Source organism: Delftia sp. WY8, assembly GCF_018437695.1.
Classification (GTDB): Bacteria; Pseudomonadota; Gammaproteobacteria; order Burkholderiales; family Burkholderiaceae_C; genus Comamonas; species Comamonas tsuruhatensis.
Genome location: NZ_CP049795.1, coordinates 2946964 through 2966877 on the forward strand (window position 1 = coordinate 2946964; position 19914 = coordinate 2966877).

Consider the following 19914-nt stretch of genomic DNA (forward strand, 5'->3'; position numbering starts at 1 on the left):
CGCCTGCAGCGTTTTCAGGGCCTACCAGGTGTCCACGAAGCCCGCCTGGGCGGGTGCCACGCGCGCCCCCGCCAGGCCGCGCGACAGCCAGGCGCGCGTGTCGGCGGGGTCGATGACGGCGTCGATCTCCAGCGTGCCGGCCATGTGCATGGCCTCGCCGTGGGCGTACTGCTGGGCCAGCAGCCGGTCGAACAGAGCGTTGCGTTCGGCGCCCTCGGGCAGGGCCTGCAGTTCCTTGCGAAAGCCCAGGCGCACGGCGCCTTCCAGACCCATGGCGCCGAACTCGCCCGTGGGCCAGGCCACGTTGAACACCGGCGCATGGAAGCTGCCCGCCGTCATGCCCATGGCCCCCAGGCCGTAGCCCTTGCGCAGCACCACGCTGAAATACGGCACGCGCAGCTTGGCCGCCGTGACGAACAGGCGGCTGACATGGCGCACCTGGGCGGTCTTCTCGATCTCGGGGCCGACCATGAAGCCCGGCGTGTCCACCAGGCTCACGATGGGCAGGCCATGGGCGTTGCACAGCTGCATGAAGCGCGCGGCCTTGTCGGCCGCATCGGCGTCGATGGCGCCGCCCAGGTGGGAGGGGTTGTTGGCCATCAGCCCCACGGGCCGGCCTTCGATGCGCGCCAGCGCCGTGTGGATGCCTGCGCCAAAGCCCGTGCGCAGCAGCAGCAGGCTGCCTTCGTCCACCAGATGCGCCATGGCCGCACGCGTGTCATAGGCACGCAGCCGGTTCTCGGGCACCACATGGCGCAGGGCGCGCGTGTCGGGCGCGGTCCACTCCGTGGTGCGGCCCTGGAAGAAGGACAGGTAGTGGCGCGCGGCGGCCACGGCCTGGGCCTCGTCCTCGACCAGCACGTCGATCACGCCATTGGCATGCTGGATGCCGCTGGGTCCTATCTCTTCAGGGCGGAACACGCCCAGGCCGCCACCCTCGATCATGGCTGGCCCGCCCATGCCGATGGTGCTGGCGCGCGTGGCGATGATGACGTCGCTGCAGCCCAGCAGGGCTGCATTGCCCGCAAAGCAGCGGCCGTGTGCAATGCCGATCACCGGCACCTGGCCCGACAGTGCCGCATAGGCCGCGAAGGTGTGCACATGCAGGCCGGCGACCACGGGCGTGTCGGTATCGCCGGGCCGCCCGCCGCCGCCTTCGGCGAACAGCACCACGGGCAGCTTCTGGGCCTGCGCAATGCCCAGCATGCGGTCGGTCTTGGCATGGTTGCGCGCGCCCTGGGTGCCGGCCAGCACGGTGGCGTCATAGGCCATGACGACGGCGCGCGAGCGCTCCTGGCCGAACTGCGCGCCGTTGATGGAGCCCATGCCCGTGACCATGCCGTCGGCCGGCGTGTTGGCGATCAGGTCGTCCATGCTGCGTCGGCGCGTCTGCGCGGCAATGGCCAGCGCGCCGTACTCGATGAAGCTGCCCTCATCGCAAAGATCGGCGATGTTCTCGCGCGCGCTGCGGCCGCCCTGGGCATGGCGTTTGGCCATGGCCTCGGGGCGGGCGGTGTCCAGCGTGAAGGCATGGCGGTCGATGACGCGGCGCAGGTCGGCGCGGATGTGGTCCGGGTCCTGGGCGATCTGCTGCGCGCGTGCGTCGGCCTGCACGCCTTCGGCGGCGGCCAGCACCAGCAGGGGCTGGTCCTGGGCCACATAGGCACCGGCCTCGGCCAGCCGTTGGGTGATGGTGCCGGCCTGCGGCGCCAGCAGAACATGCTCCATCTTCATGGCTTCGAGCACGCCCAGTTCGGTGCCTGCGGCTACGACATCGCCCACGGCCACGCTCCACTGCACGATGCGCGCGGGCATGGGGGCCGTGATGGCGCCTTGGGGGACGGGCGCGCCAGCAGCCTCGGCCGCCGCCGGAACCTCGGCGGCCACAGCCGTGCGGCGCGCGCCTTCGGCCAGCGCCTGGGCGTCCGCCACCAATTCGGGAAGGGCCTCTTCAAGCCAGCGTGTGTGCACGGCCTGCGATGCCATCTCGGGCCGGCCGGCCAGCGCCTGCAGCAGCGGCAGATTGGTGGCCAGCCCGTCGATGCGGCATTCGTCCAGTGCGCGGCGTGCGCGGCGCAGCACGTCTTCGAAGCGCGGCCCGCTGCTGTGCACGATGAGCTTGGCCAGCAGCGTGTCGTAGTGCGGCGAGGGGCTGGCGCCCGCCACCGCATGCGTGTCGATGCGGATGCCGGGCCCGGCCGGCCACTGCAGTGTGCCTATGCGCCCGCTGCCGGGGCGCGAATGGCCTGCGGCATCCAGCGTCTCGGCATTGATGCGCCACTGCATGGCATAGCCGCGCGGCGCGGGGGGGGTCCTGGCATCCAGGCCCAGCTCGCCCAGGTGATCGCCCGCCGCAATGCGGATCTGGGCCTGCACCAGGTCGATGCCGAAGACTTCCTCGGTGATGGTGTGCTCGACCTGCAGGCGCGGGTTGGCCTCGATGAACACATAGGGCAGGGAGTCGGAGGCGGCATCGACCAGGAATTCGAAGGTGCCCAGGCTCTCGTAGCCGATCTCGGCGGCCATGCGCAGCGCGTCGCGCGTGATGCGCTCGCGCAGCGGCTGCGCCAGGCTGGGGCTGGGCGCGATCTCGACCAGCTTCTGGAAGCGCCGCTGCAGCGTGCATTCGCGCTCGCCCAGCGCGATGGGGCCTGCGCCGCCATCGCCCAGGATCTGCACCTCGATATGGCGCGCGCCCGTCATCAGACGCTCCACATAGACACCGTCCACGCCGAAGGCGGCGCGCGCCTCGCTGCGGCAGCGCTCGTAGGCAGCGGGCAGGTCCTCGGCACGCGCCACGGCGCGCATGCCGCGCCCGCCGCCGCCGCCGATGGCCTTGACCATGATGCCGCTGGCGCCCCCGGCCTGCTGCGCCTCGAAGAAGGCCTGGGCCTGTTCCAGCGTGACGGCCTCGCTGCTGCCCAGCATCAGCGGCACGCCGCAGCGGCGTGCCAGATCGCGTGCGCGGGCCTTGTCGCCCAGCAGCGCCAGGTGCTCCGGCGCGGGACCGATGAAGCGCAGTCCCGCATCGGCACAGGCCTGGGCAAAGCCGGCGTTCTCGCTGAGAAAGCCGTAGCCCGGATGGATGCCGTCGCAGCCGTGCTCGCGCGCAATGCGCAGCAGGTGGGCGCCGTCCAGGTAGGCCGAGGGGCCGCTGGCGTCCAGGGGCACGGCTGCATCGGCAGCGGATACATGGGGCGCCTGCGCATCGTCTGCGGCAAAGACGGCCAGGCTCGGCACACCCAGCTCGCGCAACGCGCGCACGATGCGCAGCGCGATCTCGCCGCGGTTGGCAATCAGGATCTTCTGGAACATGGGTAAAAGGTCCGGTATCAATGGTCAACAGCGTTTGCAACTGGCGCCCTCAAATGCAAGGGGCACCGAGGAAGGGCCGCCCCGCACCGAAGGTGTCGTCCCCCTCCCCCGCGAAGCGGGTAGAGAGGGGGAAGGCGCGAAGCGACTCAGGAGGTGTCTTTCAACATCCTGCGCAGCACCTTGCCCGCGCCGGTGGCAGGCAACGCCTCGATGAAACGCACCTCGCGCGGCGCCTTGTAGCTGGCCATGTTCTCGCGCGACCACTGCACCAGGTCCTCCGCCGCGATCTGCTGGCCCGGCCGCGTGACGATGAAGGCGCGCACGACCTCTCCCTTTTGCGGGTCGGGCACGCCGATCACGGCGGCCTGGGCCACGGCCGGATGCTTGATGAGGATGGCCTCCACCTCCTCGGGGAAGACGCTGTAGCCCGAGACCTTGATCATTTCCTTGAAGCGGCCGATGAAGGTCAGGTAGCCCTCGGCGTCCAAGCGGCCCATGTCGCCCGTGTGGACCCAGCCGTTCTTCAGGGTCCTGGCCGTGGCCTCGGGCTTGTTCCAGTAGCCCTTGAAGTTGCCGGGGCCGCGGATGGTGATCTCGCCCACTTCGCCGGCCGGCAGGGGCTCGCCGGTCTCGGGGTCGATGATGCGCACCTCGTTGCCGGGCAGCGGCTTGCCGTGCGTGCCCCAGCGGATGGCATCGCCCGGCATGGTGGTGTCCATGGTGTGGGTCTCGCTGAGGCCGTAGGCCGCCTCGCTGGAGATGCAGTTCGGGGTGAAGCGCTTCCACTGCCGCGCCAGCTCCTCGGTGTAGGCGATGCCGAAGCTGGTCACCGTATTGCGGCGCAGCGCGGAAAAGTCCATGGCCTCCACGCCCGGCAGCTGCATCACGGCCACGTTCATGGGCGCGATGCTGTACCACCAGGTCACGCGGTAGCGCTCCAGGGCCTGGGCCACGGCCAGCGGGTCGAAGCGGTGCAGCAGCACGCAGGTGGCGCCGCTGTGCACGGGCATGTTCACGCCCATGGACATGCCGGCAATGTGATAGAGCGGCGCCACGGCCAGCAGCATGTCCCCGGCGTTCACGCCCGTGGCGCTGGAAGCGCCGGCCGTCTTGCTGGCCGCGTTGCCGTAGCTGAGCATGGCGCCCTTGGGCAGGCCCGTGGTGCCCGAGGTATAGGTCATCAGCGAGACATCGTCCATGGCGACATCGACGGGCACGGGCTTGGCGCCGCTGTGCATGACATCCCAGAACGATTCCACGCCCTCGGGCAGCGGCTGCACGGGGGCCTGCAGTTCGGGCGGCAGCGCCAGCGTGGCCGATTCAGGAAGCCAGTCGCCATAGCGCACGGCCAGCACATGCCTGAGCGCCGTGCTGGCGCGCACCTTGTCCACCACGGGCAGCAGCACATCGGCCGCGACGATGACGCGGGCCTGGAGGTCATCGAGCTGGTATTGCAGCTCATGCTCCTTGTTCAGCGGCCCGCAGGGGCAGACGATGGCGCCGACCTTCTGGATGCCGTAGTGCGCCACGATGTACTGCGGGCAGTTGTTCATGAACAGCGCCACGGGCTCGCCCCGGCCCACGCCCAGCGCCTGCAGCCGCGCGGCAAAGGCGTCGCTGGCCGCATCCACCTCGGCCCAGCTGATGTGGCGGCCATACCAGATGTAGGCGTCGCGGCCGGGGTGGTTGCGCGCATTGCGGCGCAGGGCCTCATGCAGGGGAATGAGGGTCTCGGAATCCGCCATGCTTGTCTCCTGGGTGTCTGGCCATCCCGGAACCAGTCCTAAGGGATAGCCTTGATTTGTTTTGGGGTCCAGCGGCTTGCCAATATATACCCGCTGGTAGAACATTGCTACCCATCGGTATAACCATCGCAGCCACCGACGCGACACGAGATTTCCCGCATGCCCAAGCCCCCTGTCACCCCGCGCGGCCGCCAGCGCCTTCCCACGGCCGGCTCCGATGAAAAGCGCGAACGCATCCTCAAGGCGGCCGAGGCCCTGTTCGACCGCAACGGCTACGCCAACACCACGATGGAGCAGATCGTCCAGGCCCTGGGCGTGACCAAACCCTTCGTCTACTACTACTTCCGCAACAAGCAGGAGATCTTCGAGACCCTGTGCTGGGCGCCCACCGAGGCCTGCTTCACGGTGCTGGACTTCGCAGCCGACGATCCGCGCGCCGCGCACGAGAAGGCCGTGGACGGCCTGCAGCGCCTGATCGCGGCCACCATTGCCCACTACCCTGCGGCCTTTTTTCCCTACCGCGAGCCCCAGGCGTTCAGCCCGGCGTACATGAAGGCCTCGCGCACGCTGGCGCGCCAGTTCTACCGTCAGTTCTGCGCGCTGCTCGAAGAAGGCCGCGCCAGCGGCCACCTGGACTTTCGCGAGACACGCATCACCGCCCAGGCCGCCTGCAGCCTGCCGGGCTTTCTCTACAACTGGTACCGCCCCGGCGGCCGCCTGGGCACGGCCGAGATGGTGGCCGAGCTGACCGAGCTGGCCAGCCGCGTGCTGGGCCTGCGCACGGCGCCAGCCACCGCGCCCGAAGCCATTGCCGCATCCCCCGCGAAAAAGACGCCTGCACGGCGCAGCCGGCCCCGGGCCGAGCCGCCCGGCAAGGACTGACGACCATTCCTTCGAGGAGACAAGACATGCCGATCCGCCGCCATTGCATCCGACGATATTCCCAGCCATCCATGGCACTCGCCGCCGCCCTGCTGTGCAGCACGGCCACCCACGCCCAGGGAACCGACAGCTTCAAGATCGCCTTCATCGACCCGCTGTCCGGCCCCTTCGTCAGCACGGGCGAGCTGATGCGCGACCACGTGCAGTACGCGGTCGAGGACGTGAACGCCAAGGGCGGTCTGTTCAACGGGGCGAAGCTGCAGCTGCTGCAGTTCGACAGCAAGCTCTCGGCCCAGGAAAGCCAGGCCGCGCTGCAGGCGGCCCTAGACCAGGGCGCGCGCGTGGTGGTGACCGGGGGATCGGGCTCGTCGGTGGTGGCAGCCCTGGTGCAGGCGGCCTCGCGCCACAACCAGCGCAATCCGGGCAAGGAGGTGCTGGTGCTCAACCACTCCTCCATCGACCCCGAGCTGACGGGCAAGGCCTGCAGCTTCTGGCATTTCATGTTCGATGCCAACACCGCCATGCGCATGCAGGCGATTGCCAGCTACATCAAGACCCAGCCCGGCATCCGCAAGGTCTACCTGCTCAACCAGGACTACGCCCACGGCAAGCAGTGGGCGGCCTACGGGCGCCAGATGGTGAGCGCGGCCCGGCCCGACATCCAGTTCACGGGCGAGATGCTGCACCCCATAGGCCGCGTCAAGGACTTCGCGCCCTACGTGGCCAAGATCAAGGAAACGGGTGCGGACTCGGTGATCACGGGCAACTGGGGGCAGGACCTGACCCTGCTGCTCAAGTCGGCGGCCGACTCGGGCTATGACCTGCGCTACTTCAACCACAGCGCCGGCGGCATGCCGGGCACGGTGACATCCTTCGCCCAGACCCGCATCGGCCAGCTGACCTGGGTGGCCGAATGGCACCCGGGCCAGGCCGGCCGCCCGCTGGCCGACGCCCGCGCCCAGGAATACAAGGCCCGCATGGGCAAGGACTTCCTGGCCCCGCGCATGGACCTGGTGCCGCGCATGCTGGCCGCCGCCATGGCCAAGGCACAGTCCACCGAACCTGTGAAGATCGCGCTGGCCCTGGAGGACCTGCAGATGGACACCGTGGTCGGCCCCGTGCGCATGCGCGGCAAGGACCACCAGTTGCTGCTGCCCCAGGTGGTCAACACCATCGCGCCCGTGGATGGCAAGCTGGTCAAGACCGGCTGGGAAGGCACGAACTACGGCTTTCGCACCGACGCCGTCTACACGCCCGAGCAGGTGGAGCTGCCCACGGACTGCCAGATGAAGCGGCCCGGCGGGCGCTGAGGCGGCCTGCCCCGCCAGCCAAGCCAGCTACGCCCCGCTCAATGCGGGGCGTAGTTTCGTTGGCCGAAGATGCCGCTGCCCACGCGCACCATGGTCGATCCGGCGGCCACGGCCGCTTCCAGGTCGCCCGTCATCCCCATGGATACCGTGTCGAAGCGCTCCAGCCCCGGCAGGCCGCTGGCGCGGATCTGCGTGAACACGGCCGTGGCGCGGGCATGCACCTCGCGCTGGGCCTCGAAGCCCGGCACATCGTCGGGAATGCTCATCACGCCGCGCAGCGCCAGGCGCGGCAGCTGCACGATGGCGGCGGCCAGCTCCAGCGCCTGCTGGGGCGCCACGCCGGCCTTGGTCTCGCCGCCATCCACGTTCAGCTGGATGCAGACCTGCAGCGGCGCCAGGCTTTCGGGGCGCTGGGCCGACAGGCGTTCGGCGATCTTCAGGCGGTCCACGGTCTGGGCCCAGTCGAAATGCTCGGCCACCAGGCGCGTCTTGTTGCTCTGGATGGGGCCTATGCAATGCCATTGCAGGGCCTCGCCGCCCGGCAGGCCCATGGCGCGCACGGCGGCGATCTTGTCCACGCCTTCCTGGATGTAGTTCTCGCCAAAGCTGCGCTCGCCGGCCAGCACGGCCTGGCGCACGGCGTCGGGGCCGAAGGTCTTGGAGACGGACAGCAACTGCACCGAGCCGGCCGCCCGGCCCGCCTGCGCGCAGGCCGAGGCAATCCGTTCGTGAATCTGTTGAAGCTTGTTTTCAATCGTCGTCATAATTGCCGCCAGCGTACCAAACGAGGGAGCGAACTCCGTGGACATCACCCAATTGCTGGCTTTCAGCGTCAAGAACAAGGCCTCCGACCTGCACCTGTCCGCGGGGCTTCCGCCGATGATCCGCGTGCACGGCGATGTGCGCCGCATCAATGTCGATCCGCTGGACCACAAGACGGTCCACGCCATGGTCTACGACATCATGAGCGACTCCCAGCGCAAGGCCTACGAGGAGTTCCTGGAGGTGGATTTCTCGTTCGAGATCGAGGGGCTGGCGCGCTTCCGTGTCAACGCCTTCAACCAGTACCGGGGCGCGGCCGCCGTCTTCCGGACCATTCCCAGCAAGATCCTGACGCTGGAGCAGCTCAACGCGCCGCGCATCTTCGCCGACCTGGCCCTGAAGCCGCGCGGCCTGGTGCTGGTGACCGGCCCCACGGGCTCGGGCAAGTCCACCACGCTGGCCGGCATGGTCAACCACCTCAACGAGACCGAGTACGGCCACATCCTGACGGTGGAGGACCCCATCGAATTCGTGCACGACTCCAAGAAGTGCCTGATCAACCAGCGCGAGGTCGGGCCGATGACACAGTCGTTCTCGGCCGCACTGCGCTCGGCGCTGCGCGAGGACCCGGACGCCATCCTGGTGGGCGAAATGCGTGACCTGGAAACCATCCGCCTGGCCATGACCGCAGCCGAGACGGGCCACCTGGTCTTCGGCACCCTGCACACCTCCAGCGCCGCCAAGACCATCGACCGCATCATCGACGTCTTCCCGGCCGAGGAAAAGGAGATGGTGCGCGCCATGCTTTCCGAATCGCTGCAGGCCGTGATCTCGCAGACGCTGTGCAAGACCAAGGACGGCCAGGGCCGCATCGCGGCCCACGAGATCATGCTGGGCACCAGCGCCATCCGCAACCTGATCCGCGAGGCCAAGGTGGCCCAGATGTACTCCACCATCCAGACGAGTCAGAATGTGGGCATGCAGACGCTGGACCAGAACCTGACCGATCTGGTGCGGCGCAACCTGATCAGCCCGGCCGAAGCGCGCGCCAAGGCCAAGATACCGGACAACTTCCCGGGCTGACCGCCACCGGCCCAGCCTCTCGCCACGCGCCATGAAAAGCATTTTCCGCAAGCTGCGAAGCGGCCAGGACCCTTCGGCCCCGGCCTCCGAGTCGGCCTTCTTCACGACCACGCTGGCGGCGCATGGCTTCATGGACCCGCACACGCCTCCCGTTCCCTGGGAGGCGCGCGCCATCGAGGTGGGCGCCACGCGGCTGCCGCGCGGCAGCGTCACCCAGCTGGAGCAGCTGTGGTCGCGCGACCGCTACCTGGGCCAGCTGGATGCGGCCAGCCTGCAGCGGCTCAGTGAATACTTCATCTACGCGGCCGTGGCACCGCAACGCGACGTGATCCGCCAGGAAGAGAACGGCAGCTTCATGGCGGTGGTGCTGTCCGGCCAGATCGCCGTGGAGCGCCAGCAGCCCTGGGGCGAGCGCATGCGCCTGGCGCAGACACGGCCCGGCGACATCCTCGGCGAGATGTCGCTGCTCGACGGCGGGCCGCGCTTTTCCAGCTGCACCACGCTGACCGACTGCGAGATCGGCGTGCTCAGCGCAGAGGCGCTGGACGAAATGATGGTCAAGGATGCCGCGCTGGCCGCCAAGCTGATGGCGCTGCTGGCGCGCAAGCTCTCGTTCCGGCTGCGTGCCATCAGCGTGCGCCTGGGCGAGGAGCAGCACACTTAGATGGCGAATGAGTCGGCGAATGAGTCGAATATGAGGACGCCTGGCCCATCCGGGCCGGACCGGACCACCTGCACATAACAAAACAACCTGCGCGCCACGACGGCGCGCAATGCCCGGGGGAATACGGCAATGGAAAGAGATCAGGCCACCAAGTTCATCAACGACCTGCTCAAGCTCATGGTCAGCCGCAACGGCAGCGACTTGTTCATCACGGCGGAATTCCCGCCGGCGATCAAGATCGACGGGCGCATCACCAAGGTGTCGCCGCAGCCGCTGTCGCCGGTGCACACGCTGACGCTGGCGCGCTCCGTCATGAGCGACAAGCAGATCGCCGATTTCGAGCGCACCAAGGAGTGCAACTTCGCCATCTCGCCGCCGGGCATAGGGCGCTTTCGCGTCAACGCCTTCATCCAGCAGGGCCGCGTGGGCATGGTGATGCGGACGATTCCGCTGGCCCTGCCCACCATCGACAGCCTGGGCGTACCCCAGGTGCTCAAGGAAGTGACCATGACCAAGCGCGGCCTGTGCATCCTGGTCGGCGCCACGGGCTCGGGCAAGTCCACCACGCTGGCCGCCATGGTGGACTGGCGCAACGAGAATTCCTACGGCCACATCGTGACCATCGAGGACCCCATCGAATTCGTGCACCCGCACAAGAACTGCGTGGTCACGCAGCGCGAGGTGGGCCTGGACACGGACAGCTGGGAAGCAGCGCTCAAGAACTCCCTGCGCCAGGCACCGGACGTGATCCTCATGGGCGAAATCCGGGACCGCGAGACCATGGAGCACGCCATCGCCTTCTCGGAAACCGGCCACCTGTGCCTGGCCACGCTGCACGCCAACAGCGCCAACCAGGCGCTGGACCGCATCGTCAACTTCTTCCCCGAAGAGCGCCGCCCGCAACTGCTGATGGACCTGTCGCTGAACCTGCGCGCCATGGTCTCCCAGCGCCTGCTGCCCAAGCAGGACAGCAAGGGGCGCGTGGCCGCCATCGAGGTGATGCTCAACTCGCCGCTGATCTCCGACCTGATCTTCAAGGGCGAAGTCACCGAGATCAAGGAGATCATGAAGAAAAGCCGCAACCTGGGCATGCAGACCTTCGACCAGGCGCTGTTCGACCTGTTCGAGTCCAACCTCATCACCTACGAGGATGCCCTGCGCAATGCGGACTCGGTCAACGACCTGCGGCTGCAGATCAAGCTGGGCAGCCAGCGCGCCAAGTCGCTGGACCTGGCGGCGGGCACCGAGCATTTCGCCATCGTCTGAACGCGCCTTCAGCGCGCCGAGCCGGGACACCGGCTCCTTCCAGGGCCGCACACCGCGCGCCCCTGCGCCACCCGCTCCCACCACCTCTCAGGAATCCCCCATGTCCGACTCCTCCATCGCCGCCCGCAGCTATGCGGCCATCGCTCCCCTCTCCGTAGCCTTCCTGGGGCTGGGCGTCATGGGCTATCCCATGGCCGGCCACCTGGCCACGGCAGGCCACCGCGTCACGGTCTACAACCGCACGCAGGCCAAGGCCCGCGCCTGGTGCGAGGAGTTCAACGGCGGCCATGCGGCCACGCCGCGCGAGGCCGTGGCCGGCGCCGACATCGTGTTCAGCTGCGTGGGCAATGACGATGACCTGCGCTCGGTCGTGCTGGGGCCGGACGGCGCCTTCGCGGGCATGCGCCGCGGCGCCATCTTTGCCGACCACACGACGGCATCGGCCGAAGTGGCGCGCGAGCTGCATGCGGCCGGGCTGGAGCTGGGCCTGCAGTTCATCGACGCGCCCGTCTCGGGCGGCCAGGCGGGCGCCCAGAACGGCCAGCTCACCGTGATGTGCGGCGGTGACGAGGCCGCCTTCGCCACCATGCAGCCCGTGGCCATGGCCTTCTCGCGCGCCTGCACGCTGATGGGCGACAGCGGCGCCGGCCAGCTCACCAAGATGGTCAACCAGATCTGCATCGCAGGCCTGGTCCAGGGCCTGTCCGAGGCCATCGCCTTCGGCCAGCACGCGGGCCTGGACATTCCCGCCGTGCTCGACGTCATCGGCAAGGGCGCAGCCCAGAGCTGGCAGATGGACAATCGCGGCCGCACCATGGCCGAAGGCAAGTTCGACTTCGGCTTTGCCGTGGACTGGATGCGCAAGGACCTGGGCCTGGTGCTGGCCGAGGCCCAGCGCAACGGCGCCCGCCTGCCCGTCACGGCCCTGGTGGACCAGTTCTATGCCGATGTGCAGCAGATGGGCGGCAGGCGCTGGGATACCTCCAGCCTCATCAAGAGGCTCACCCCCTGAGCGGCTTACGCCGCTTCCCCCTCTCTACTTGCTTCGCAAGGGAGGGGGACGACACCATCGCTGCGGGGCGGCCCTTGCTTGGTGTCCCTGGCTTTAGGCCCTGCCAGATTCAAGTGCTATGCCCTGAGGAACGAGATCTTCCTATGTCCAAAACAAAAAGCCGGAACATGTTCCGGCTTTTGCTTTCAGGCGGCAGTGATCATTTCACCGGGGTGACGGTGGCGCCCACGGGGGTGGACAGGCTGCTTTCCGTGGGGCTGGAGGGGGCGCGGGCTGCGGCGGCCTTGCCGGAGTCGTCGGTGACCACGGGTGCGGACTGCGGCTGCATGCGGGCCAGTTCGTCCTCGGAGATGACTTCCACCACGCGCACGACCTTGGTCACGTCGTTGATGCCGCGGGCGATCTCGGCGCCGCGCTTGGCTTCGCGCGGGGTGACGATGCCCATCAGGAAGACGACCTTGTTCTCGGTCACGACCTTGAAGGCCGAGGCCTGGATGTCCTTGGCGTCCAGCAGGCTGGCCTTGACCTGGGTGGTGATCAGGGTGTCCTTGGAACGCTGGCTCAGCGTGGAAGTGAAGGGCGCCACCACCACTTCGTTGAAGACATTGCGCACCGTGGGCTGCTCGCGCACGAGCTTCTCGATGGTCTGGCGGTCGGCCTCGTTGCCGGCCTCGCCGGTCAGCAGCACCTGGCGGTTGTAGCTGGTGACGTTGACATGGGCCTTGTCGCCCAGCACTTCGGAGATGCGGTTGTTGGCGCGCAGCTCGATGCCCTGGTCTTCCACCTGGGTGCCGGTGGTGCGGCGGTCCGCCACCGACATGCCGGCCATCACGGCGCTGCCGCCCACCAGGGCGACGCAGCCCGACAGGGCGGCGCCCAGGGACGCAACGGCGAGCACACCGCAGGCGGCGCGGGACCAACGGAACTTCATAGAGGCATCTCCTGTTCACCAAGTAACTGGGCATCCACGCCGTCGCACAGGCAGTGCAGCACCAGCGTATGGGTTTCGCGCACGCGCGCCGCACGGTCATGCGGCACGCAGATCAGAACATCGGTCTCGCGCACGCGGCCGGCCAGGGAACCGCCCGTGCGGCCGGTCAGCACCACGGCCATCATGTCGCGCTCATGGGCGGCATCCAGGGCCTCCAGCACGGCCACGTCGTTGCCCGTGGCGGACAGCACCAGCAGCAGGTCGCCGGGCTGGCCCAGGGCGCGTATCTGGCGCGCCAGGTACTGGGTGGCGTTGCCGCCCGAGCCCGTGGCGCCCACGGTGCCCAGCAGGCCGCCGTCGGACACCAGGGCCACGGCGGCCAGCTCGGGCCGGTCGCGCTCGAAACCGGCCACGCACAGGGCGGCGAAGAGCTGGGCGTCGCTGGCCGAGGCGCCAGCGCCGCAGGCCAGGACCTTGCCGCCGCTGGTCACGCAGGCCAGCATGGCCTGTACCGCTGACGCAATGGGCTGGCTCAGCGCCTGGGCGGCCTGGTATTTCAGGTCGGCGCTGTCGATGAAATGCTGTTGGATACGTTGCTCAAGCATGGAGGCCCGATGATAACTGCCGCCCTTGAAGTCTTTCGTAGCCAGGCGTTATTTGTGCTGCAGCGGTAACGGATCAGGCGCCTTCGGCGTCAAAGGCGGCCTGCAGCCACTGCACGGCGGACCCGGCGCCGGGCTCGACCAGCACCACGTCGAAGCGGCATGGCGGCGGCGCGGACCAGCGCATCAGGTAGTGGCGCGCCGCAAACACGATGCGCCGCTGCTTGGTGGCACCGATGCTGGCGCCGGCACCGCCGAAGGCGCGCGTGCCGCGGCTGCGCACCTCGACGAAGACCACGGTGCCGTCGCGCGCCTGCACGATGAGGTCGATCTCGCCGCCGCCGCGGCCCGGCGTCCGATAATTGCGCTCGACCAGACGCAGGCCGGCAGCCTGCAGATGGGCCAGCGCCGCGTCCTCGGCCTGCTGGCCCCGATGCCGGGTCGTGAGGGCAGACGGCCCCGCGCCTGCCGGCTTTTTCGCAAGGAAACCCATTGACTACCTCTTTCGCCACCGCGCTGGGCGCAGCCAAGGATGCTGCGGCATCCCAGCATTATCCGCAGGGCGCCCTCTACGTGGTGGCCACCCCCATAGGCAACCTGGCCGACATCAGCCTGCGCGCCCTGCATGTGCTGCAGCTGGTGGACTGCGTGGCCTGCGAGGACACGCGCCACACCCAGGGCCTGCTGCGCTCCTATGGACTGGACCGCCCCGGCAGCCAGCTGCTGGCCGTGCACCAGCACAACGAGGCCGAGGCGGCACAGCAGATCGTGGCCCGGCTGCAGCAGGGCCAGCGCATCGCCTATGTCAGCGACGCCGGCACACCCGGCGTCAGCGACCCCGGCGCACGCCTGTGCGCCGCCGTGCAGGCCGCGGGCCTGCGCTGCATTCCGCTGCCCGGCGCCAGCAGCATCACGGCCGCCATCAGCGTGGCCGGCGCGGTCACGCCTTCGCAGGGCGAGGGAGGTTTCGTCTTCGCGGGCTTTCTGCCCACCAAGTCGGCCGAGCGCCTGGCCGCCGTGCAGCAACTGGCGCTGCAGCCGCGCTGCACCGTGCTGCTGGAGGCGCCGCACCGCATTGCCGACCTGGCCGCCGCCCTGGCCACGCTGGGCGAGCGCCCGGTGACGCTGGCGCGCGAGATCACCAAGCAGTTCGAGGACATTGCCACCATGCCCGCCAGCGCGCTGCCGGCCTGGCTGCAGGCCGTGCCCCAGCGCAGCAAGGGCGAGTTCGCCGTGGTGCTGCACCCGGTGGCCCTGGGTGGCGATGAGGCCGACGCCGACGCCCTGCGCGTGCTGCGCCTGCTGCTGGCCGAGCTGCCCACCAAGACGGCCGTGCGCCTGGCCGCCGAGATCACGGGCGCACCGCGCAACCGCCTCTATGACGCCGCGCTGGCGATCAAGCAGGCCGCCGAGGAGGACCCGATAGAGGATTAAGCCCAAGGCGGCAGCACCACAGTGGCCTTCACCCTCAGGGACACCGAGCAAGGGCCTACGCCGGCCGCGCCGCCCCGCCGCGAGGGTGTCGCCGGTTGCCCGTACGCCCCCCGCGTAGCGAGAGGGGGCGCCGTGCAACGGGAAGCGGCGCAGCCGCTCAGGGGGACTTATGCATACGCCAGGCCGGTGGCCACGCCACCGAACAGGTCGCCCTCGACCTGCGGCACGCCGGGGAAGGCCTCGCGCAGCGCATCACGCAGCGTGCGCAGGGCCGACGAGCCGCCCGTGAGGTAGATGGCGTCCAGCGCCTGGGGCGCCACGCCGGCCAGGCGCAGGCAATCCTGGGCACAGGCCACGACCTGCTGCAGCGGGCCTTGCAGCTGCTCGTGCAGCACCTCGGGCGAGATGGCGGCGGACAGGCCCGATTCCAGCCAGCCCAGTTCGATGGGCGACTCGGCATGGCGCGTGGAAGCCTCGATCTTGGCCTGCTCCACGACGGCGGCCAGGCGGTGGCCTTCGCGCAGTTCCAGCACGTCCATCAGGCGCTTGTGCAGGCGCTGGTCGCTGTAGTCGGTGCGCAGGTTGCGCGCCTCGGCCAGGGCCTTGGGCGAGTACAGCCACTGGATCAGGTGCCAGGTCGAGAGGTCGAAGAACACGCGGCTGGGCACTTCGCGGCCGCTGGGGCCGGTGTGGCGGTAGCCCAGCAGCGGCATGATCTGGGCCAGGTTGAGCCGGTGGTCGAAGTCCGTGCCGCCGATGTGCACGCCGCTGGTGGCCAGGATGTCGTCGCGGCGGTCGCGGCGGCCGGCCTGCTCGGGCCCCAGGCGCACGACGGTGAAGTCGGAGGTACCGCCGCCGATGTCCACCACCAGCACCACGGATTCCTGCGTGAGGCGCTGCTCGTAGTCCAGCGCGGCGGCGATGGGCTCCATCTGGAAATCCACTTCGCCAAGGCCGGCGGCGCGCGCGGCGTCGGCCAGGGCCTGCTGGGCCTGGCGGTCGCGCTCGGGATGGTCATCCACGAAGTGCACGGGCCGGCCCAGCACCACGCGCTCGGGCAGGCGCCCGTCCAGCGAGGCACGCGCCCGGTCGGCCACGCGGCGAAGGAACAGTCCGATCACATCCTGGTAGCTGACCAGCTGGTCGTGCACGGCCGTCTTTTCCTGCAGCAGCGCGCTGCCCAGCAGGCTCTTGAGCGAGCGCATGAGCCGGCCCGGCTCGCCATCCAGGTACTGGGCCATGGCGTCGCGCCCGAAATGCGTGCTGTGCTCATCCGTATGGAAGAACAGCGCCGTGGGCATGCCGCAGGCATCGCCTTCCAGCGGCAGCAGGCGTGCGGGCTGGCCGGGCACGCGCCAGGCCATGGCGGAGTTGGAGGTACCGAAATCTATGCCCAGCGTGGCAGGAGAGGAAGCAGTCGTCATGGCAAGCGGCGCCGCGCCACGGCAGCCTGCGAAGGCTGCAGCGGCTGCAACGAAAACGCCCACCGGAGTGGGCATGGGTGTCAGCGGGGCGCCATTCTATCGCCCGCGCATTGCGCCTAGGCGGCAGCGGTTTCCCGGGGCAGGGAATCCTGGGCGAGCACGATGCGCACGCCATGCGTGGCGGCCTCGTCCAGTGCCCGTGCAGGCGCAGGCCGCCGCACGTCCAGCCCGATCGCATAAGGGCCTTCGCCGCGCATGGCCAGCCGGTGGCCCAGGGCGCCCGTGGCCACGCCCTGGGCTGGGGCAGACAGCACCAGCTCGGTGGCGCCCGGCCCCGTGCCCCGCAGCTTCAGCGAGGCGCGGTAGGCGCCGCCATCGGCCGACAGGCGGGCCTCGCCGATGTCGGCGCCCTCGCCCAGCAGCGCGCGCCAGCGCGCCAGGCTGGCCCGCAGGTCATGCACGGCCACGTGCAGCCGGGCCACGCCGGTGGCGCCGTTGGCATGCACGCGCGCATCGCCCTCAGGCACGCGCAGGGCGCGCGGCGTGAGGTCGCCGCAGAGAAAGGGCAGGTCCTGGCTGCGGGCGCGTGCATTGCGCCAGCGCAGTTGCGCGCCGTCGGGGCGCAGCCGGCCGCCTTCGTAGGGCGCCTCGTAGTCCAGCCCGCGCGCCTGGGCTGCGGCGACCACGGCGCCGGTCTCGGTGGGCAGCAGCGCGAAATCGACAATGCCCTCGCCATGGCGCTGCAGCTGCCGCCACCAGCGTTCCTCGGGCGCGGGCGCCCGCCAGGCGATGAGTTCGAAGTAGGCGCCGTCGGCAAACACCACCAGGGCGTTGTGCGTGGAGCGGCCCGGATGCTCGCCGCCGCGCAGCACGTTGAAGCCCAGCGCGGTGTAGTCGGCAATGGTGCGTTCCAGGTCCTGGACCGCGATGACGATGTGGTCGAGTGGCAGGGTCATGGCAGGGGTGCTTTCCGCACGGTGTTCAGGCCGCCAGGCGCGCGGCGGCGCTGGAGTCGGTGTGGCGCACTTCGGCGCGGATGTTCTGCGGATTGCGCAGCAGGTTGAGGATGGGGCAGGTGCGCTCCACGGCCTCGAACAGCGCATCGATCTCGGCGCGGCTGGCGGGCGAGTCGATGTGCACGGTGTAGCCGATCTCATGCGGCCAGATGGGCGTGGCCTCGTGGCCGGGCCTGCCGCCGCGCGGATCGATGATGCCCGTGACCTCGACCTCCAGGCTCTCCACCGGCACCTGGCGCTCGGCCGCCTGGATCAGAAAGATGTGGGTCACGCAGGTGCCCAGCACGCCCAGCTGCAGCTCGGGCGAGCTGGGGCCGAGGTTGTAGCCCGCGAAGTCGGGCGGGCTGTCGCTGATGACCTGGTGCTCGCGTATGCGCAGGCGGCGCACGCCGCTGCGGCCCTCGGCGCGCACATGGGCCTTGAGGTGGGCGGGCTGGGCCGTGCCGGCCGCGACGGCGGCGCTGCGGGCGAGCACGGCGGCGCGCTTTTCGGCGAGGTATTCGTTGAGATGGCTCATGGACGGGCTTTCGGTGAAGGAAGTACCAGCCCATTGTTGGGACCGCCGCATGCGCGGCAAACAAACGAATCCGTCTGCGCTTATACACTGGACAGATATGCGGGGCACCCATCCCTTAGTCGTTTTCCAAATAACGATGCAACTCGATATATGAGCGCAAATATTTGCCATCGATAGCATGAAAAACATGGAGCCGGTCCTGTGGCCGGCAGTCTTGTTTTTCAGCGCCCCAGCGGCGGCGAGGTACGAACGTGTTTTCCCAATCGAAGGCGGGTCAGGCGGCATGGAAGGCCGCGATAGCGGTATTGGCGGGCAGCAGCCTGCTGCTGGCGGCGTGCTCCAGGCAGGCCGATACGGCCCAGGCAGGCGCGGCTGCTGGCCCCGTGGAAGGTGGCACCCTGGTCTACCTGGAGCAGCAGGCCCATACCAACCTCTATCCGCCGGCCGGGGGCTTCTATCCCAACGGCGGCGTGCTCAACCAGATCACCGACAAGCTGACCTACCAGGACCCGAAGACGCTGGAGATCCAACCCTGGATCGCCGAGTCCTGGACCGTGAATGCCGACGCCACCGAGTACCGCTTCAAGCTGCGGCCCGGCGTCACCTTCTCCGACGGCACGCCGCTGGACGCAGCGGCCGTGGCGCGCAACTTCGACACCTACGGCCTGGGCAACAAGGCGCTCAAGCAGCCCGTGTCCGAGGTGATCAACAACTACGAGCGCAGCGAAGTGGTCGACCCACTGACGGTGAAGTTCTTCTTCAGGAAGCCTTCGCCGGGCTTCCTGCAGGGCACCTCGGTGATCGGTTCGGGCCTGGTCTCGCCGGCCACGCTGGACCGCCCCTTCGAGGAGCTGGGCGACGCCACGCGCATCATCGGCTCCGGCCCCTTCGTGGTGGCCAGCGAGACGCTGGGCAAGGAGCTGGTGCTCAAGGTGCGCAAGGACTACGCCTGGGGTCCCGCCAAGCTGGCCCACCAGGGCCGCGCGCGGCTGGACGAGGTGAAGTTCATCGTCACGCCCGAGGACAGCGTGCGCATCGGCGCGCTGCTGGCCGGCCAGGCCGGGCTGATCCGCCAGATCCAGGCCTACGACGAAAAGCGCGTCGAGGACCAGAAGTTCAGCATCTACGCCCCGCCTACGCGCGGCGTGAACAACAGCGTGGCCATCCGCCCCGACAACGCCCTGGTGGCCGACCTCAGGGTACGCCAGGCCCTGCTGCATGGCACCAACGCCAAGGAGATCGTGGAGACGCTGTTTTCGCCGCGCTATCCGCAGGCGCGCTCGGTGATTGCCTCCACGGCGGCCGGCTTCGTGGACCTGTCGGCCAAGCTGGCCTATGACGAGGCCAAGGCGAAACAGCTGCTGGACGAGGCCGGCTGGACGCTGGGCGCCAACGGCCTGCGCCAGAAGGACGGCCGCGATTTCGTGCTCTCCACCTACGAGTCCCTGCCCCAGCCGCAGAACAAGGAGACGCTGCAGCTGGTGGCCCAGCAGTGGGCCCGCCTGGGCATCAAGCTCAACGTGCTGTCGGGCGACGCGGGCAGCCGCGCCGTGGACACGCTGGACCCCGACAAGACCGGCGTGCTGCCCGGCATGGTGGGCCGCGCCGATCCCGACGTGATCAAGAGCAACTACTACCCGACCAACCGCAACGTGCTGCTGCAAAAAGGCGGCGTGAGCCAGAAGGTCAAGTCCTTCGAGGACACCAAGCTCAACGGCCTGTTCGACGCCATCGCGGCCGAGACCGATGCCGCCAGGCGCCTGGCGCTGGCCGGCGAAGTGCAGAACTACCTGATCGACCAGGCCTATGTGATCCCCATCTTCGAGGAACCCCAGGCCTTTGCGGGCGCAGGCTGGGTGCGTGACGTGGGCTTCGAGGCCGTGGGCCGGCCCAGCTTCTACAGCACCTGGCTGGCCAGGCGCTGACCGGAACGCTCCCTGAGGAACCGCTC

The 19914-nt window shown here is 69.1% G+C and carries 17 protein-coding genes; 8 read left to right on the forward strand and 9 right to left on the reverse strand.

Going from position 1 to position 19914, the window contains the following annotated elements:
* Positions 1–21: 21 nt before the first annotated feature.
* Both G4D77_RS13560 and G4D77_RS13565 read right to left on the reverse strand, forming a co-directional pair.
* Positions 22–3315, reverse strand: coding sequence for a carboxyl transferase domain-containing protein (locus G4D77_RS13560; protein WP_154835981.1), 3294 nt, complete (start codon positions 3313–3315; stop codon positions 22–24).
* Between the two features lie 146 nt (positions 3316–3461).
* Complete coding sequence (locus G4D77_RS13565; RefSeq protein ID WP_154835983.1) at positions 3462–5060, reverse strand: AMP-binding protein; 1599 nt, start codon at positions 5058–5060, stop codon at positions 3462–3464.
* 159 nt (positions 5061–5219) lie between these two features.
* Here G4D77_RS13565 and G4D77_RS13570 point away from each other — a divergent pair, with 159 nt between their 5' ends.
* Both G4D77_RS13570 and G4D77_RS13575 read left to right on the forward strand, forming a co-directional pair.
* Positions 5220–5942 (forward strand): TetR/AcrR family transcriptional regulator, encoded by a 723-nt coding sequence (locus tag G4D77_RS13570; RefSeq protein ID WP_016446678.1) that lies wholly within the window; start codon positions 5220–5222, stop codon positions 5940–5942.
* Positions 5943–5968: 26 nt separating this feature from the next.
* Positions 5969–7252: a branched-chain amino acid ABC transporter substrate-binding protein gene (locus tag G4D77_RS13575; protein ID WP_154835985.1), complete on the forward strand. Its 1284-nt coding sequence runs from the start codon at positions 5969–5971 to the stop codon at positions 7250–7252.
* A gap of 38 nt (positions 7253–7290) precedes the next feature.
* Here the strand turns inward: G4D77_RS13575 and G4D77_RS13580 are convergent, their stop codons facing one another.
* Positions 7291–8016 carry a YggS family pyridoxal phosphate-dependent enzyme gene (locus tag G4D77_RS13580; RefSeq protein ID WP_154835988.1) on the reverse strand — a complete coding sequence of 242 codons (726 nt, stop codon included), beginning with the start codon at positions 8014–8016 and terminating at the stop codon, positions 7291–7293.
* 37 nt (positions 8017–8053) lie between these two features.
* On the opposite strand from G4D77_RS13580, the gene G4D77_RS13585 reads away from it, so the two are divergent.
* The 4 genes from G4D77_RS13585 (at position 8054) to G4D77_RS13600 (ending at position 12039) form a co-directional block, all read left to right on the forward strand.
* The gene (locus tag G4D77_RS13585; RefSeq protein WP_016450723.1) at positions 8054–9097 is read left to right on the forward strand and encodes a type IV pilus twitching motility protein PilT; all 1044 of its coding nucleotides are present in this window, start codon (positions 8054–8056) and stop codon (positions 9095–9097) included.
* A gap of 31 nt (positions 9098–9128) precedes the next feature.
* Positions 9129–9761, forward strand: a complete 633-nt coding sequence (locus tag G4D77_RS13590; RefSeq protein ID WP_017406039.1) for a cyclic nucleotide-binding domain-containing protein — start codon at positions 9129–9131, stop codon at positions 9759–9761.
* 129 nt (positions 9762–9890) lie between these two features.
* A complete protein-coding gene (locus G4D77_RS13595; protein WP_016450725.1) occupies positions 9891–11027 on the forward strand; it encodes a PilT/PilU family type 4a pilus ATPase in 1137 nt (378 codons plus the stop codon).
* Positions 11028–11127: 100 nt separating this feature from the next.
* Positions 11128–12039 carry an NAD(P)-dependent oxidoreductase gene (locus G4D77_RS13600; RefSeq protein WP_016450726.1) on the forward strand — a complete coding sequence of 304 codons (912 nt, stop codon included), beginning with the start codon at positions 11128–11130 and terminating at the stop codon, positions 12037–12039.
* A gap of 199 nt (positions 12040–12238) precedes the next feature.
* On the opposite strand, the gene G4D77_RS13605 is transcribed toward G4D77_RS13600, so the two are convergent.
* The 3 genes from G4D77_RS13605 to G4D77_RS13615 form a co-directional block, all read right to left on the reverse strand.
* Positions 12239–12970, reverse strand: coding sequence for a BON domain-containing protein (locus tag G4D77_RS13605; RefSeq protein ID WP_154835992.1), 732 nt, complete (start codon positions 12968–12970; stop codon positions 12239–12241).
* Positions 12967–13575 (reverse strand): SIS domain-containing protein, encoded by a 609-nt coding sequence (locus G4D77_RS13610; RefSeq protein ID WP_016451992.1) that lies wholly within the window; start codon positions 13573–13575, stop codon positions 12967–12969. The genes G4D77_RS13605 and G4D77_RS13610 overlap by 4 nt, the downstream gene beginning before the upstream one ends.
* A 73-nt stretch (positions 13576–13648) precedes the next feature.
* A complete protein-coding gene (locus G4D77_RS13615; RefSeq protein WP_013804432.1) occupies positions 13649–14065 on the reverse strand; it encodes a YraN family protein in 417 nt (138 codons plus the stop codon).
* Here G4D77_RS13615 and rsmI point away from each other — a divergent pair.
* Positions 14065–15006, forward strand: coding sequence for a 16S rRNA (cytidine(1402)-2'-O)-methyltransferase (rsmI, locus tag G4D77_RS13620; RefSeq protein WP_012202992.1), 942 nt, complete (start codon positions 14065–14067; stop codon positions 15004–15006). The two genes, G4D77_RS13615 and rsmI, sit on opposite strands and share 1 nt — an antisense overlap.
* A 167-nt stretch (positions 15007–15173) precedes the next feature.
* Here rsmI and G4D77_RS13625 read toward each other — a convergent pair whose 3' ends face one another.
* From G4D77_RS13625 to G4D77_RS13635, 3 genes are all read right to left on the reverse strand, one after another.
* The gene (locus G4D77_RS13625; RefSeq protein WP_016451995.1) at positions 15174–16430 is read right to left on the reverse strand and encodes an Hsp70 family protein; all 1257 of its coding nucleotides are present in this window, start codon (positions 16428–16430) and stop codon (positions 15174–15176) included.
* A gap of 116 nt (positions 16431–16546) precedes the next feature.
* On the reverse strand, positions 16547–17386 hold the full coding sequence (locus tag G4D77_RS13630; RefSeq protein ID WP_016451996.1) for a VOC family protein: 840 nt from the start codon (positions 17384–17386) through the stop codon (positions 16547–16549).
* Positions 17387–17411: 25 nt separating this feature from the next.
* Positions 17412–17963 carry an OsmC family protein gene (locus G4D77_RS13635; protein WP_034400151.1) on the reverse strand — a complete coding sequence of 184 codons (552 nt, stop codon included), beginning with the start codon at positions 17961–17963 and terminating at the stop codon, positions 17412–17414.
* 251 nt (positions 17964–18214) lie between these two features.
* On the opposite strand from G4D77_RS13635, the gene G4D77_RS13640 reads away from it, so the two are divergent.
* Positions 18215–19888, forward strand: a complete 1674-nt coding sequence (locus G4D77_RS13640) for a TIGR04028 family ABC transporter substrate-binding protein (protein ID WP_061287244.1) — start codon at positions 18215–18217, stop codon at positions 19886–19888.
* The last annotated feature ends 26 nt before the right edge of the window (positions 19889–19914 follow it).